Below are 15,226 nucleotides of genomic sequence, written 5' to 3' on the forward strand. Positions count from 1 at the left end.
TCATCATTCCCCCTCTCTCATCTATGAAACAAAAAATACGCGAATTTATTTTTAACGAACTTATTTTTGTCGCAGAGCCTGAAAAATTTTCAGATGATGACGACTTATTAGAGGCTGGCTTAGATAGCATGGGCATTATGCGCTTGATTATACATATAGAAGAGCAATTTTCAGTTACCCTACCGGATTCTGAAATTGACCCGGATAATGTCAATTCTTTCAATGCCTTGGAAAAATGGATATTGCAACATAAAGCATGAGTACTGCCACTGACGATATTATCCAGATTCTCAACCCATCCGATTGCTTTACCCTGGCAATGGACGAGGAAATACGCCAGGAAAACATGCCTGGCAGTCAATGTGGCTTTGCCCTGGAACTAACAAGCCCGCCTGATGCTAGCGCAATAGAACAACGTATCTATGAATTTGGTGACCGTTTTCCACTGGCTTTTGCCAGCTTACAGCAGCGTGGTAAACGTTTTTTCTGGTGTCAGCGCGCACAACAACATCCCTTATTTCATCAACATATCGCTAACGATAAGATAAACGAAGATGATTTTCATAAGCAAACGGCGCTCAAATTACTCAATCACAGACAAGCCCGTGAGACCGTACCTCCTATAGAATTCCATCTTATTCAAAGTGCCAGCAAAAACACATTCCTGATGCGCTGGATTCACCCTTTTTGTGATGCAAAAGGGGCAGATTTAATTTTAAAATATCTTTGCACCGACAACGCAGAGCAACGACTTAAGTTTGATTTACCCCGGCTGGAACCCTTAGTAAATACCCAGTTAGCAAAGTATAAATGGTGGCAGAAAATAGCCATGTTTATTAAGGCCAAGCGTCATATCTCTCAACTAGACACGTTACAAAGCATTATCCATGCGGACACCAGCAAAGCTCCCAAGCAATTAAACTACAATACCTATACGCTTAGCCCTGAGCAAACACAGACGATTAATCAACTTATCCGCCAGCAAGTGGGTCTAACTGCCAGTAGTTTATATTATGTTGGCTGCTTGATGCGCGCATTGCATCGCATGAATCCTGAACAAGAAGGTGAAGCCTATTGCGCGCCTTATGCGTTCAACTTACGCAGAAATAAAGCCCTAAGCCCGTTATTAAGTAACCATGTTGCGCCTTTATTCGCTCAGGCACCTAAATCTATACTGCATGACCGGCCCGCGCTGTTTCAGCATTTAAAACAACAAAATGCCAATACCATACGCAAGCAGCTTGATTATGCATTTCTCCCCATCATGTGGGCTGCTAGTTGGTTATCGTTAGAACAGCACGGCGAAAAACTACGTAAATCCATGCGCACCGGCACTGAACGTAGCTCATTCTGGTTTTCTGATATAGGTAATGTCGATTTATCCAATACCTCTTTTTTTAATACCGAAATCACCCGAATCTATCATCTTTGTCAGATCAGTAGCCCACCCGCCCTCGCCTTTTTAAGCTGCCAGTTTAACCGGCAACTAACGCTTAGTTATAATTTTATTGAGCCTTTGTTTACAGAGGAGTGGATTGAGGAATTGCATGAGAATATGCTGAAGGAACTATTAATGGCGTAGATATTATTGTTGTAGGAGCGGTCTTTAGCCGCGAATGGTTGCAGTATCCTTCGCGTCTAAAGGCCGCTCCTACAAGAAAAATATATAACTTTCTTTTTAAACCACCTTTTATGAATATCGCTCCCCTTTTTTCAACAATGTACTCAAATACCAGCCCGTAGGCTGGGTTAGCTTATTGAGCGTAGCGAAATAACGTAATCCAGCATTTGGCGTGATTATCATACCTTGTTAAAACTTGTCTGACAGCCATTCAAATACAGGGAAAAAATGTGAGAACTTACATTCGGGCTAAATTAACAGGAGGGGTCTATTTTTTTACCGTTAATTTAGCTAAACATAGCAATAATGACTTGAATTCAGGAATTACTGATCCCTAACATTGTGATATTATGCTGATGCTATCTTTAATTTAAACTAAATAGGAATAATTAATGAAAATAATACTATTACCCTTATTTTGTCTTACTGCCCTGGCTCCGCAAATAGCATATAGCCAAGAGTATCAGTGTGACAATCAAGGAAAGAATGCCACCTCAGTACGAGCAACTGATGTTATCTCTTGTTCTTTTGAGCAAGAAAAAGACTCTGATGTATTTGTCCTGGCATCAACAAGTCCAGGCGTAATTAAAATCAGGGTATCCCCACCTAGTGGCAACTGTATAGGTGTCCCAGATTTCACACCACTAATTCAAGTTTATAACTCATCAAATGTCAGAGTTGCTGCTAGAGGAACTGGCGGTACATGTAATATTGCAATAGAAGAATTTACGACAGTAGAAAATGAAACTTATTCTATAATTATCTCTCTTAATAACCAACAAACGCCTATAGATTACACTGTAGAGTTGCAATGCATCTCGGGTTCTTGCATTAGTTCTTCACTGGTACAGGCGAAGCAATGTATAGCAGAATTTGACGGCAAACAATTAACCATTCCCTACGTAAATATCGGCGGTGCTCATTTCTGGGCGAATTTAAATATCCTTTCAACATCTCCTGTTCAATTTGAACTTGATGATTTTGGCCCTGGAGACTGAATACGCACGACATAACTGATATATAAGCCGCTTTTTGGGGGGAAGCAAACGGTAGCTACATATAATACAACAGGGAGCTTCCCCTAACTGTAGGGCGTAACTTTAGACCCGTAGGCTGGGTTAGCTTATTGAGCGGAGCGAGATAACGTAACCCAGCATTTGGCCTGGCTATCATAACTTGTTAAGCCTTATCTGGCTGGTATTGAAATACAGGGGAAAAATGTGAGAACTTACATTCGGGCTAAATTAACAGGAGGTGTCTATTTTTTTACCGTTAATTTAGCTGAACGTAGCAATAATGATTGACTGATCTCTAACATTAAATTGTTGCGTGAAGCTTTCCGTCTGACTAAACAACACCATCCTTTTATTTTCCTAAAAAAATCAGTTGAGCGCGAATTTATAGTGCAAGATATTGGTTTCACAGTGTTTTCAAAAAATTTTAGCTTCACCCATAGGTTAAGCGGACATTTTTTGGAAGTGCCGTGGAATCAATAACTTGTGCTAGAAACCGTGAGCAACTGATTTTTTTAGGATTATTGAAGCCTGCGTAATTTTACCCGAACATTTACATTGTATTTGGCGATTACCCGAAGGTGATCATGATTTTTCAACGCGCTGGCGGTTAATTAAAACGCACTTTGCAAAAAATATGCCTTTGAATGAGCGTATTTCTAACAGCCGCAAACGGAAAAAAGAACGCGGAATTTGGCAGCGCCGTTTCTGGGAATATTTAATCAAAGATGAAGAGGATTATAAAAACCATCTTGATTATATTCATTACAACCCTGTCAAACACGGTTACGTTCAACGGGCAATAGATTGGCAATACTCATCGTTTCACCTTTGGCTTGAACGAGACGTTTATCCCAGAGATTGGGCAACTAAGCTGGATATGGATTTGGGGTAAATGCTGGGTTACGTTATTTCGCTACGCTCAATAAGCTAACCCTACGGGCTTAGGGAGATGGAAAGAAATAATCATCCAAACGAAGTAAGCTTGTGTCTCAATAATTTATAATAATGAATTCTGAATTTATTCTCACACTAGGCAGATAAGCTTGTTGATATTAACAGATAGCATTATAGGTTGGATTATAAATACAGCCCATCGTTTAAAAGGCTCGGTACGTCGTATATTCATGGCTGAAACGGTGGAGCTACTAGGCTCAGGTGGTGCAAGTATTGCTGAAGAAAAACTAGGATGGAATAGAGGCACTATCCGAAAAGGACAATATGAACTTGAAACTCAGCCCATAGAAGATAATTTTTCAGCGAGAGGGCGTAATAAAAGTGAAGAGCATTTTCCTCATCTACTTGATGACATAAAAAAAATTGCTGAACCGGAGTGTCAAACGGATCCCTCTTTTAATTCCTGTCGATTATATACCCGGCTAACGGCTAAAGAAGTTAGAAAACGTTTACTGGAGATTGATTATTACGATGAAAAAACATTACCTTGCTCAAAAACTATCAATACAAAATTAAATGACCTGAGTTACCATCCAAAAAAGGTACAAAAAACAAAGCCTCATAAGAAAATCAAGGAAACGGATGCAATTTTTGAACAAGTTCATTCAGTCAATGGAATGGCAGATATCAACCCAAAAGAGATTCGTATATCAATTGATGCCAAAGCAAGAATGAATATAGGAAATTTTTCACGGGGAGGACGAAATCGGGTTTTAACAAAAGCAGAGGATCATGATTTAGATGTTAAGGAAAAGTTAACTCCTTTTGGTTTTTATCTGCCTGAACATGATGATTTTTTCCTTTTCTTTACAGCAGGCTATGCCAGCAGTGATTTCATCGTTGACCGATTGGAAGAAATTTGGCCAGAAATTCAAGAAAAATATGGAGTAGATATTCTGACAATTAACGCTGACAATGGTATGGAGAACAGTAGCTCCAGAACTCAGTTTATAAAAAGGCTTGTGGAGTTTGCTGAAAAAAGCAACATAAAGATAAAACTGGCCTACTACCCTCCTTATCATAGTAAATATAACCCAATTGAACGAGTATGGGGAGCCTATGAAAATCATATTAGTGGCGACATAATGGATACAGTTGAAACAACTTTAAAATTTGCCAAAAGTATGACCTACAATGGCAAAGCACCTATTGTTAAATTAACAGAAAAAATATGTCAAACACGGTTACGTTCAACGGGCAATAGATTGGCAATACTCATCGTTTCACCTTTGGCTTGAACGAGACGTTTATCCCAGAGATTGGGCAACTAAGCTGGATATGGATTTGGGGTAAATGCTGGGTTACGTTATTTCGCTACGCTCAATAAGCTAACCCTACGGGCTTAGGGAGATGGAAAGAAATAATCATCCAAACGAAGTAAGCTTGTGTCTCAATAATTTATAATAATGAATTCTGAATTTATTCTCACACTAGGCAGATAAGCTTGTTGATATTAACAGATAGCATTATAGGTTGGATTATAAATACAGCCCATCGTTTAAAAGGCTCGGTACGTCGTATATTCATGGCTGAAACGGTGGAGCTACTAGGCTCAGGTGGTGCAAGTATTGCTGAAGAAAAACTAGGATGGAATAGAGGCACTATCCGAAAAGGACAATATGAACTTGAAACTCAGCCCATAGAAGATAATTTTTCAGCGAGAGGGCGTAATAAAAGTGAAGAGCATTTTCCTCATCTACTTGATGACATAAAAAAAATTGCTGAACCGGAGTGTCAAACGGATCCCTCTTTTAATTCCTGTCGATTATATACCCGGCTAACGGCTAAAGAAGTTAGAAAACGTTTACTGGAGATTGATTATTACGATGAAAAAACATTACCTTGCTCAAAAACTATCAATACAAAATTAAATGACCTGAGTTACCATCCAAAAAAGGTACAAAAAACAAAGCCTCATAAGAAAATCAAGGAAACGGATGCAATTTTTGAACAAGTTCATTCAGTCAATGGAATGGCAGATATCAACCCAAAAGAGATTCGTATATCAATTGATGCCAAAGCAAGAATGAATATAGGAAATTTTTCACGGGGAGGACGAAATCGGGTTTTAACAAAAGCAGAGGATCATGATTTAGATGTTAAGGAAAAGTTAACTCCTTTTGGTTTTTATCTGCCTGAACATGATGATTTTTTCCTTTTCTTTACAGCAGGCTATGCCAGCAGTGATTTCATCGTTGACCGATTGGAAGAAATTTGGCCAGAAATTCAAGAAAAATATGGAGTAGATATTCTGACAATTAACGCTGACAATGGTATGGAGAACAGTAGCTCCAGAACTCAGTTTATAAAAAGGCTTGTGGAGTTTGCTGAAAAAAGCAACATAAAGATAAAACTGGCCTACTACCCTCCTTATCATAGTAAATATAACCCAATTGAACGAGTATGGGGAGCCTATGAAAATCATATTAGTGGCGACATAATGGATACAGTTGAAACAACTTTAAAATTTGCCAAAAGTATGACCTACAATGGCAAAGCACCTATTGTTAAATTAACAGAAAAAATATATGAAACAGGAGTAAAGGTAGGTAAAAAAGCAATGAAGACGTATTATCAGTTTGTTGACCGAATGCCATCGTTGGAGAAATGGTTTTTGACCATTTCTCCTGGTTGTTCTGGATGATTATTTCTTTCCATCTCCCTTATGTCTTTTTCTAGGTAGAAAATTAATGCGAAACGCAAGATAATCAAGCCTAGAAAATAACTTGTTAGCACAACAATATGGCTAAATAGCCATATTGTTGATAGCCTAGGCTTATGAGTAAATCAAGCTTTGAGTGGGATGAAGCAAAAAATCTTGAAAACCAGCGAAAACATGGAGTTTCTTTTTATGAGGCACAGTTTACATTTCTGGATGAATATCGTGTAATTGCTGAAGATGTAGAGCATAGTCAACAAGAAAAAACGATATTATTGTTTCGGGTTGAATCAAGATAGAGACGGCATTTTAACTGTTCGTTTTACTTATCGTTCTGGGTGCATCCGAATTTTCGGTGCTGGATATTGGCGTAAAGGTAAGAAAACTTATGAGCAAGCAAATTCTATATAGCGATGAACCAATCGGTGAAATTAAGCTGACTGCAGATTTTCTGCCATCTCCCTCGGAGCTTGCAGTAAAAAACCAAAATACTAAAGTTACAATTTCTCTTAGTTCAGAAAGTGTCGCTTATTTTAAAGGTGTGGCAGAAAAGCACCATATGCAATATCAAAAAATAATTCGGCAATTGCTAGATGATTATGTCGCTAAGCAAAAAAACACTGACTAGGAGGCTGTCCAAGAATAGAAAGCCTACTGCGGAAAAGCTTATTTTGGAGTAACCAGAAGATTCTTCATATGAGGAGATTTTTAGAGCGTTAGCTTTTGAACAGATGATTGAGCGAGGTCTCAAAGATTCTAGAGAAAGAAATGCTATTTCAACTGAAGAGATGTCGAGCAGGATAAAGGCATGGCAGAATTTCATGGCTTTTTAAAGATTGAGAAATATTTGAAAAAATAAGCTGCGCATCACGTAAGTTTTGATAACTTGTCGTTCACAGCTTATCTCTTGGTTAGGGTAATGTAACCAGGCAATTGGTTAATTCTTCTGCTTTTCGTGAGAATTTTTTATCAAAAGTATATAATATTTTATATTGTTGGTATTGAGCTAAATGCATAGCATCTGAAAAGTCTAAGCCAAGCTTATGCCACTTTATTGCTTGAGAAATAAAAGTAGGATTCGATAAATGAATGCTCTTTAAGCCAAACAGATTTATAAAAGCATTACCAATATCTTCAGGTGAAAAGTCATATGCATATCTTAAAACCCATTCGGTCTCTAAAACCACCGTATCTGAAATAAATACTTCGTGTGAGTTAAAAATTGAAAATGCTTTTTTATATTGTTGTTCATCATCGTGAGTTAGAAACCTGACAATAATATTCGTATCAACGCAAATCATCTGTATTTTTCCTCAATCCCTTTTTTTATGGCTAGCTCCATTTCATCCAACGTTTTAGCTTTACCTTTATATTTTAAACAAGACGCGACATCATCAATATTAGTTACTGGAAATGGAGTCTTGGGCTTTAGTAAAACCCCGTCACCCAGATCAACAACAATAAGCTCCTGTCCCACCTCCCAGTGGTGTGCAGTTCTTAAGGGTTTAGGTATGATAACCTGTCCTTTACTAGATAATTTTGTTGTATTCATAGATTGCAAGCCAAAAGTAAGATTAATGTAAGAATTGTAATAAGTACTTGTATGCTTGTCAATTTTGGTAGAAATTAAGATCAGACTGAGACAATCGGCGAAATTAAACTGGTTGCTGATTTTCTGCCATCTCCCTCGGAACTTGCAGAAAAAACCAAAATACTAAGGTTACAAGCTTTCTTAGTTCAGATAGTGTCACATCTTTTAAAGATATTTCAGAAAAGCACCATATGCAATATCAAAAAATAATTCGGCAATTGTTAGATGATCATATCTCCAAGAAAAAAATCGCGTAGACTGGAATAGCGTAGCGTTTTCTGGCATATTGCAGGTCACGTATAAAGCGACTTGCTACCCACGCTGGAAATCACTACGCTATTCCACCCTACCAGAGTTCAACGCCTGTCCTATGACGCTTCCGAAATACGAAAAAACATAACCACCTATGAACATCGTAACTCCCTTTTTTCAACAATGCACTCAAACTCCTGAAGCAACGGCATTCGTTGAAGAAAATCAAGCCACCTCATATGCTGAGTTTAAATCTAGTATTGAAAAAATAGCGGCTTTCCTGCAAGCTAAATCTGTACAAAATCAATGCATCATCATTGCTCTGGATCGCGGGATTAATTCAGCATGTGCTATTTATGGGGTATTAAGTGCAGGTGCTATTTACCTTCCTTTGGACATTAAAAATCCGGCAACACGCTTAAACTTTATTATCCAGGATGCGCAGCCTAGTTATGTTATTGGGCAGGGCGAAGCGCCAGCGTGGCTAGATAAAGCAGAACTATGGCTGGATATCGATGCCTTACTTTGCACTACAGCCGAATACATCACTCCGACTGCCGTCGAACCCAGTGCGTTGGCCGCTATTCTTTATACTTCCGGCTCTACGGGAAACCCTAAAGGCGTTGCTTTAAGTCATCAGGCGATAGGCAATTTCTCTGTCTGGGCAGGTCAAACCTTTGCTATTAACAATCAAGAGCGTATCGCCAGCCTGGCGCCGTTTCATTTTGATCTCTCTATTTTTGATTTATTTACTAGTTTGGCCAGCGGCGCAAGCGTTTATTTCCTGCCTTCCCGCTTGAGTTTATCGCCTAGTCGATTAACTGCCTGGCTAGCTGAAAAGCAGATTAGCAGTTGGTATACCGTGCCTTCTTTGCTCAGTTTTATTGCCCTTAAAGGTGCGTTAGATGTCACGCCATTACCCAGTCTAAAACGCATCTTATTTGCCGGTGAAGTCTTCCCCTCTCAGCACTTAATCAAACTGGCGAACTTACTCCCTGAAACTAAACTGTATAATTTATATGGTCCAACGGAAACCAATGTATGCTGTTATTGGCAGGTGGATCGAAAGCGCTTAAATACCGAAGATGCTATCCCGATTGGGTTACCTGCCTGTAATGCACAGCTGACAATAGACGCTGGTACCGGAGAATTACAGGTCAACTGTCTGAATAACTTTTCCGGCTACTGGCAACAAGGCAAGCTACACGCACTTAACTCAAAGACCTATTCGACTGGCGATAAAGTGTCACTCAATCAGTACGGTGAATACAACTATCATGGCCGACTGGATCGCATGTTAAAATGCTCTGGTTATCGCGTTGAGCCGGCTGAAATTGAACAATGCATTAATCAGCTCGAATCCATTGAAAGCTGTGCGGTTATTGGCATTAAGGACACCACCAGCGGACAACGACCTGCGGCTGTGGTGGTGTTAATCGCTGGCGCATCTTTAGCAGAAGCGATAAAACCGTTACGCCAGTTGCTCGCACCTTATATGCAACCTTGTAAATTTATAGTGGTTGAAAATCTACCCGTGTTATCTAATGGAAAAACAGATTATCAGGCGATACAAGATTTGTTTAGGGTGTAGGGCGGGCTTCAGTCCGCTTTGTCGATATGCTTACCACTTGCGGACTAAAGTCCGCTCTACAAAAAAACTTTATGATTGAATACCAGCAGCTTCCTTCTAGTGGCGACCTTAACGCTTCCAAAAACCGCCTAAGGTATTGCGCCCAACAAGGGCTATTAAGACATGCTATTGCTGCCCAATTCAATGGGCACGGTGATGGTTTTCAAGAGTTAGTGCAAGCGCATTTAAGCCTGGGCAAGCACTGCCAGGATACGGGCTTGATCTTATCTATCAATGCGCATATCTGGGGCTCCATTTTTCCATTAATACTTTATGGATCTGATCAACAGAAGCAAAACTGGTTACCCGGCTTATTATCGGGCGATATAGTCGGTGGTCATGCGATTACCGAGCCTCAGGCGGGTTCTGATGTAAATGCCATTGAAACTCACGCAATAAAAAACGACTCAGGCTTTATTCTCAATGGTCATAAACGTTTTATCACCAATACACCGATTGCAGATGTGTTATTAATTTATGCAAAATTAGAAGGTAAACTTTCTGCTTTCCTGATTAAACAAGAGGATGTTGGCGCCAATTTCAGCGATCAACCCAGTGTAACTGGCTGTGCGAGTGCTACGATGGGCGATGTCATCCTGCAAGACTGCTTTATTCCTTTAGACCGCCAATTAGGTAAAACGGGCGCTGGTGGCATGATGATACAGAATGCTCTGGAACTGGAAAGAGCCTTTATTTTTGCGGGCATTATCGGCATTATGCAATGGCAACTGCAGCAAGTTATCCAACACTCTCGGCAGCGTCGGGTTAACGAACAACATTTAGGTGCTAATCAAGCCATCAGTCATAAAATTGCCGAGATGCAATGCCGCCTGGATACCTGCTTATTGTGGGTTAATGAATGTGCGCGTTTAAAAGATACGGGTAAACGCATCAGCTTAGCCAGTGCGCAAACTAAATTAATCGCCAGTGAAGCTTTTTTACAATCGAGCCTGGATGCCGTGCAAATAATGGGGGCCACCGGTTTACTCGAAGAAAGTAAAATGACCGGTTTAGTGCAAGATGCCATGGCCAGTCGTTTGTTTTCTGGTTCTTCGGAAATACAAAAGAATATCATTGCTGCTTTAATTGGCACAGGAGCGGGATATAAGAGCCGGCTACAAAAGTAATATACTTGTTATCTCGTTTTAATTGTAACTAATTTAAATAAGTTAAGATTATGTTTGAAGTGAATATGAAAAAAATAAGAGCCCACTTTACTGAATTCTTAAAAAATGTAAGTTATAGAGGGGAAACTATTGACAACTTAGTCCCCGAAACTAATGCTGTACAAAAAGCACAAAACAGGCTGGATAAATTACGCGGTACAATGATTATTGGGGATATCATGGAGCCTTTGAATATTGAATTTAATAGCACTGCTAAACCTCATGTTGCCGAAAAAGGAGCGCAATAGTTTTAGCTATTGCTGCCACTAGAAAAAAGCTAAAGCTTTTTTACTCCAACTCACGCAAGGATAAATAATGTTTCTACGCGCCCTATTAGCTTTTTTAATGGTTCCTGTCGTTGTCGCCGGAATCGTGCCTTTTACCCTTGCTTTATATGATCCATTTAAAGGTACGGGGAGTTTAGCCGGGGGCTTGCTTTTAGCAATAGGTTTGGCAATTCTACTCTGGTGTGTGCGTGACTTTTACGTATCGGGAAAAGGTACCCTGGCTCCGTGGGATCCACCAAAGCATCTCGTTACTGTTGGACTGTATCGATATGTCAGAAATCCGATGTATGTGGGTGTTTTATTAATTCTATCCGGCTGGATTATTATCACTGCATCACCTATCTTGATAGGGTTCTCAGTATTTATGTCCACCGCTTTTTTCTTCAGGGTAAAACTTCATGAAGAGCCCTGGGCGGAAAAACTATTTGATGCGCAATGGCAGGAATATAAACAGCATGTCCCTAGATGGTTACCACAACTTAAAGCTTATTACCCTGAACAATAATTAAAAATTTAGCTCTTCTATAACGCCGCGTTTTTGCTGTTCAAACTGTTCTGAAAATTGCTCCCAGACACCTGCCTCGCGCGCGAGTTGCTTAAAATTTTCGGAGCGATTAGTCATCTCAGATGCCACTAGCATCAATTCTAATTCCAGAGGAGGCAATGACTTCATCAAAGACTTAACCAGATCACGATGCACTCCATTACAGCCAAAATCACCTAAGGATAATGCTCTGGAAAAGCTATAAAACTGTTGCATACGGTTTTCACATAAAGCGGCAAAACGCGCTCTTTTGTTAGTATTTTTTAATCCTTCCATAATAGCTAGCGTTGCCACCGCTGCATTATAAAAAGCATTCTGTACGCCATGCGAAAAAATCGGGTCAACAAAGCCCGCAGCATCACCGATACAGTAATAATTCTCACGGCAAGTCTGACTTGCATAATAAGAATAATCAGGACGGTACTGTAAAGAATTTTCAATAAACTCGGCATCCCTTAATAAATCTTTTAAATAAGGTATCTGTGCGCAACTCTGCTTAAAATACGTTTCGCGCTGGGTCTTATTCATACCCGCTAATTTATCAGTATGCACAATCAGACCGACACTGGTTTTCTCACGTAGAATAATATGCCACAACCAGCCATCTTCGTGCGACATCACAAAAGTCACGGGTGCCATCGTTTTTAATTCTGCATTTGAGTGGCTTTGCCGATCCACGCCAACAAAACGAGAATTTTTGAAATAACCCCAGAGTGACAAAAAATTCATTTCTGAACTAATGGTTTGCCGTGTTTCTAACTGGTGTGCCAATAAAGAACTATGGCCACTGGCATCGATCACATACTGACATTGTATCGTTCCATCCTGATTCGGTGTGCCGCGCGTATCGGTATAAGCAACAACAGGTTCAGAGCCGGATAAATCGACTTTTTTGACCACCACCTGATTAAAAACCTGTGCGCCTTGCTCACCCGAAAAATCTAGCAAGAGTTGATCAAAAATATCGCGCTCTATATGTAAGCCTGGCCGGGTATACCCGTAATCAGAAAATAAAATCTGATGAATTTTATTATTCCAGACAGTAATACCGCCGGCTTTACTAAGAAAACCCTGCTGCTGAATTTTTTCAGTCACACCCAATTGGTCGGTGAATTTCCAGAAATGAGGAATCAGGCTTTCTCCCACTTGATTGCGAGGAAACCTTGCACGTTCCAGCAAGACAACATTCACCCCGTTTTTTGCCAGATGGGTAGCGGCACTACTTCCCGCAGGACCACCGCCGATAACTAATACTGTGCATTTTTTTGGGATTGAATCTGTCATTCTAAACGTTTATTCATCAGTAATTACATATCACCTAAAGTCGCCCCTCAACAGGGCTCTTTAACCATTCCGCAATGCTCTTTCCAGAGCCTTTGTACATCGGCACAGATGCCTTTATATGCTCCCATAAAAGTACATTCAACCTTTTATAGGATGAGTTGAGGAACGAAACGCATCTTTCGCGATTGATGCGTTTCCTGTCGTCAACACATCCTATGCATTTTTACTTGTAATGACATTGAGCCAGGAAAATCACACTTCAAACTGGCACGCCCAGATAGGTGATTTTATATTTAACGGCACTAAACCTGATTGTTTGTCTTGCAACGCAAGCAATAAAGGAATCACTGCCGCTGCTGGTGCTGATTCCGTTAGCTTTACCCATTCAGCTTGAAAAACTTGCTCAGCCTGTTCACTAATCTGTGGCAAGCTGATCGAAGCTATTGCCTGCTCCGCCTCCGTGCTGAATACAAAGGCACAGGCGAATGCCGTTTGACCAATTGGCGGTGCTAGATACTGTGGCCAGCATTCATCATAGCAAACCAATAGACGCTCGCCACTACTTTGCTGCAACTGCGCCCATACTTCAATTAAGCCCATGGCGAAAGTATCATCGGCAGCGGCAATCGCTGTTGTGGGAGCCTGGCATTTATTTAAAATCCCCCAATAACCCGCTGTAGTATTATGCACCGAGTTATGAAACTGGGTCGGCGAGAGTAATTCATTATCATCCGGCAACAAACGACACAGCGCATCGGTGACCTGTATCTCTCCGCCTAATGACGCAAAAACCGAGGCCAGGTTCTGAGTATCCGAGCCCGCCTGTGTACTGGCATTAGCAGCTGCGGTAATCGCCATGCGCGTGGTTACACTGGTGCGCCTGCGCATTCCCGCTGGAATCAAGCTTTTCTCTATATCACTGCCTGGTAGATTAAACGCAGCTAATACGTCACTATCAGGGCAACACACGGCAGCAGATTTAATAAATAACTGTTTCATCATAGCGCGACAACCACACTGGCATTATTGCCACCAAAACCAAAGGAATTACTCATCGCTATGTGCATGTTTTTTGTCTGTAGGGGTGATTGAATAACCTGGCACTGACAATTATCATCAAGCTCCTGTAACCCCTGAGTGCCAGGAATAAACTGCTGCTGTAATGCGATGAGTGCAATAATTGTTTCTAATGCGCCTGCCGCACCCAGCGTATGACCAGTAATTCCTTTAGTGCCACTACAGGGAACCTGATCTCTAAAGACACTGTATACCGCACGGCTTTCCACGCTGTCATTTATTTTGGTTGCTGTGGCATGAAGATTTAGATAATCAATATCACCCGTTTTCAAACCAGCTAGCTGTAAGGCATTATTCATTGCCAGAGCAGCACCCTTGCCTTCTGGATGCGGGGTGCTCATATGATGTGCGTCCGACGATTCACCGACGGACAATACTTTCATCTTGTCGGCGTTATCCGCATGCCGTTTTTCTAACAGCATTAACCCTGCTGCTTCGCCTATGCTAATGCCTTGCCGGTTTTTATCCATCGGCGTACACGGTTGATTAGCCACCAGCTCTAAACTACGAAAACCGCGCAAAGTTAAGCGGCATAAGGTATCCACACCACCGACGATCACCGCATCACAGAGCCCGCTATTAATAAGACGCTGACCGGCAGCAATTGCTTTAGCACCCGAGGAACAAGCGGTGGAAATGGCATAACACACGCCTGTTAAGCCAAGTTCCTGTTGTACAAACCGCCCTGTCGCCTGATAAGCATGTTCAGTCACAAAATGAAAATCATCCGGCATGTTTCCTGTTTCTAACAGAACACCATAAGCGGCTTCTGTTTCATAAAGCCCCGAGGTGCTGGTACCGATAATAACGCCGATTCGGTGTGCGCCATATTTTTCTTTCGCTGCTTCCACAGCATCACGAACCCCACCTTGTTTATCATTTAAAGCGGTTAAAGCGACGCGTGCATTACGACAATTATATTCAGCTAATTGCTCACGAATGTCTAATAATGGCTGTTTGATTTCGCCTACATAAGCAGGAAATGGGAGTTTAAATAAAGACAAGGGAGCTAGTTGAGAGCGATTCTCAGCTAACGATTGATATAAAGCGTCACTACCCAGGCCGCTAGCACTTAAAGCCGAATAGGCTGTTATTGCAACGGGATCTATTAGAGTTTGATTATTTTTCATAAAATAATTTTTTCA

At 40.8% G+C, this 15,226-nt stretch carries 17 protein-coding genes; 12 read left to right on the forward strand and 5 right to left on the reverse strand.

The window, feature by feature from the left end; translation table 11 throughout:
- The first annotated feature begins 23 nt into the window (after positions 1-23).
- From ACQY3F_RS17670 to ACQY3F_RS17705, 8 genes are all read left to right on the forward strand, one after another.
- Entirely contained in the window at positions 24-260 is a 237-nt protein-coding gene (locus tag ACQY3F_RS17670) for an acyl carrier protein (protein ID WP_428356283.1), read from the forward strand.
- On the forward strand, positions 257-1,582 hold the full coding sequence (locus ACQY3F_RS17675; RefSeq protein ID WP_428356285.1) for a hypothetical protein: 1,326 nt from the start codon (positions 257-259) through the stop codon (positions 1,580-1,582). Before ACQY3F_RS17670 ends, ACQY3F_RS17675 begins: the two co-directional genes overlap by 4 nt.
- Positions 1,583-2,013: 431 nt before the next feature.
- Positions 2,014-2,619 carry a hypothetical protein gene (locus ACQY3F_RS17680; protein ID WP_428356286.1) on the forward strand — a complete coding sequence of 202 codons (606 nt, stop codon included), beginning with the start codon at positions 2,014-2,016 and terminating at the stop codon, positions 2,617-2,619.
- A gap of 538 nt (positions 2,620-3,157) precedes the next feature.
- Positions 3,158-3,529: an REP-associated tyrosine transposase gene (locus ACQY3F_RS17685; RefSeq protein ID WP_428357734.1), complete on the forward strand. Its 372-nt coding sequence runs from the start codon at positions 3,158-3,160 to the stop codon at positions 3,527-3,529.
- A 154-nt stretch (positions 3,530-3,683) separates the two neighbouring features.
- Positions 3,684-4,829, forward strand: coding sequence for an ISAzo13 family transposase (locus ACQY3F_RS17690; RefSeq protein ID WP_428356287.1), 1,146 nt, complete (start codon positions 3,684-3,686; stop codon positions 4,827-4,829).
- A gap of 209 nt (positions 4,830-5,038) precedes the next feature.
- Entirely contained in the window at positions 5,039-6,235 is a 1,197-nt protein-coding gene (locus ACQY3F_RS17695) for an ISAzo13 family transposase (RefSeq protein WP_428352931.1), read from the forward strand.
- A gap of 134 nt (positions 6,236-6,369) precedes the next feature.
- Positions 6,370-6,549 (forward strand): BrnT family toxin, encoded by a 180-nt coding sequence (locus ACQY3F_RS17700; RefSeq protein ID WP_428356289.1) that lies wholly within the window; start codon positions 6,370-6,372, stop codon positions 6,547-6,549.
- 89 nt (positions 6,550-6,638) lie between these two features.
- Entirely contained in the window at positions 6,639-6,878 is a 240-nt protein-coding gene (locus tag ACQY3F_RS17705) for a hypothetical protein (protein WP_428356291.1), read from the forward strand.
- A gap of 283 nt (positions 6,879-7,161) precedes the next feature.
- Here the strand turns inward: ACQY3F_RS17705 and ACQY3F_RS17710 are convergent, their stop codons facing one another.
- Both ACQY3F_RS17710 and ACQY3F_RS17715 read right to left on the reverse strand, forming a co-directional pair.
- Positions 7,162-7,551 carry a type II toxin-antitoxin system VapC family toxin gene (locus tag ACQY3F_RS17710; RefSeq protein WP_428356292.1) on the reverse strand — a complete coding sequence of 130 codons (390 nt, stop codon included), beginning with the start codon at positions 7,549-7,551 and terminating at the stop codon, positions 7,162-7,164.
- Positions 7,548-7,802 (reverse strand): AbrB/MazE/SpoVT family DNA-binding domain-containing protein, encoded by a 255-nt coding sequence (locus ACQY3F_RS17715; RefSeq protein WP_428356293.1) that lies wholly within the window; start codon positions 7,800-7,802, stop codon positions 7,548-7,550. The genes ACQY3F_RS17710 and ACQY3F_RS17715 overlap by 4 nt, the downstream gene beginning before the upstream one ends.
- Before the next feature lie 445 nt (positions 7,803-8,247).
- On the opposite strand from ACQY3F_RS17715, the gene ACQY3F_RS17720 reads away from it, so the two are divergent.
- The 4 genes from ACQY3F_RS17720 (at position 8,248) to ACQY3F_RS17735 (ending at position 11,681) form a co-directional block, all read left to right on the forward strand.
- Positions 8,248-9,684 (forward strand): amino acid adenylation domain-containing protein, encoded by a 1,437-nt coding sequence (locus ACQY3F_RS17720; RefSeq protein ID WP_428356294.1) that lies wholly within the window; start codon positions 8,248-8,250, stop codon positions 9,682-9,684.
- A gap of 71 nt (positions 9,685-9,755) precedes the next feature.
- Entirely contained in the window at positions 9,756-10,850 is a 1,095-nt protein-coding gene (locus tag ACQY3F_RS17725) for an acyl-CoA dehydrogenase family protein (RefSeq protein WP_428356295.1), read from the forward strand.
- A 65-nt stretch (positions 10,851-10,915) separates the two neighbouring features.
- Positions 10,916-11,137 (forward strand): hypothetical protein, encoded by a 222-nt coding sequence (locus ACQY3F_RS17730; protein ID WP_428356296.1) that lies wholly within the window; start codon positions 10,916-10,918, stop codon positions 11,135-11,137.
- A gap of 67 nt (positions 11,138-11,204) precedes the next feature.
- Positions 11,205-11,681 (forward strand): methyltransferase family protein, encoded by a 477-nt coding sequence (locus ACQY3F_RS17735; protein WP_428356298.1) that lies wholly within the window; start codon positions 11,205-11,207, stop codon positions 11,679-11,681.
- On the opposite strand, the gene ACQY3F_RS17740 is transcribed toward ACQY3F_RS17735, so the two are convergent.
- From ACQY3F_RS17740 to ACQY3F_RS17750, 3 genes are all read right to left on the reverse strand, one after another.
- A complete protein-coding gene (locus ACQY3F_RS17740) occupies positions 11,682-13,004 on the reverse strand; it encodes an NAD(P)/FAD-dependent oxidoreductase (RefSeq protein ID WP_428356299.1) in 1,323 nt (440 codons plus the stop codon).
- A 252-nt stretch (positions 13,005-13,256) separates the two neighbouring features.
- A complete protein-coding gene (locus ACQY3F_RS17745; RefSeq protein WP_428356301.1) occupies positions 13,257-14,006 on the reverse strand; it encodes a beta-ketoacyl synthase chain length factor in 750 nt (249 codons plus the stop codon).
- The gene (locus ACQY3F_RS17750) at positions 14,003-15,211 is read right to left on the reverse strand and encodes a beta-ketoacyl-ACP synthase (RefSeq protein WP_428356302.1); all 1,209 of its coding nucleotides are present in this window, start codon (positions 15,209-15,211) and stop codon (positions 14,003-14,005) included. Before ACQY3F_RS17750 ends, ACQY3F_RS17745 begins: the two co-directional genes overlap by 4 nt.
- Between the last annotated feature and the right edge of the window lie 15 nt (positions 15,212-15,226).

The organism is Methyloprofundus sp., from assembly GCF_965251085.1.
GTDB lineage: Bacteria > Pseudomonadota > Gammaproteobacteria > Methylococcales > Methylomonadaceae > Methyloprofundus.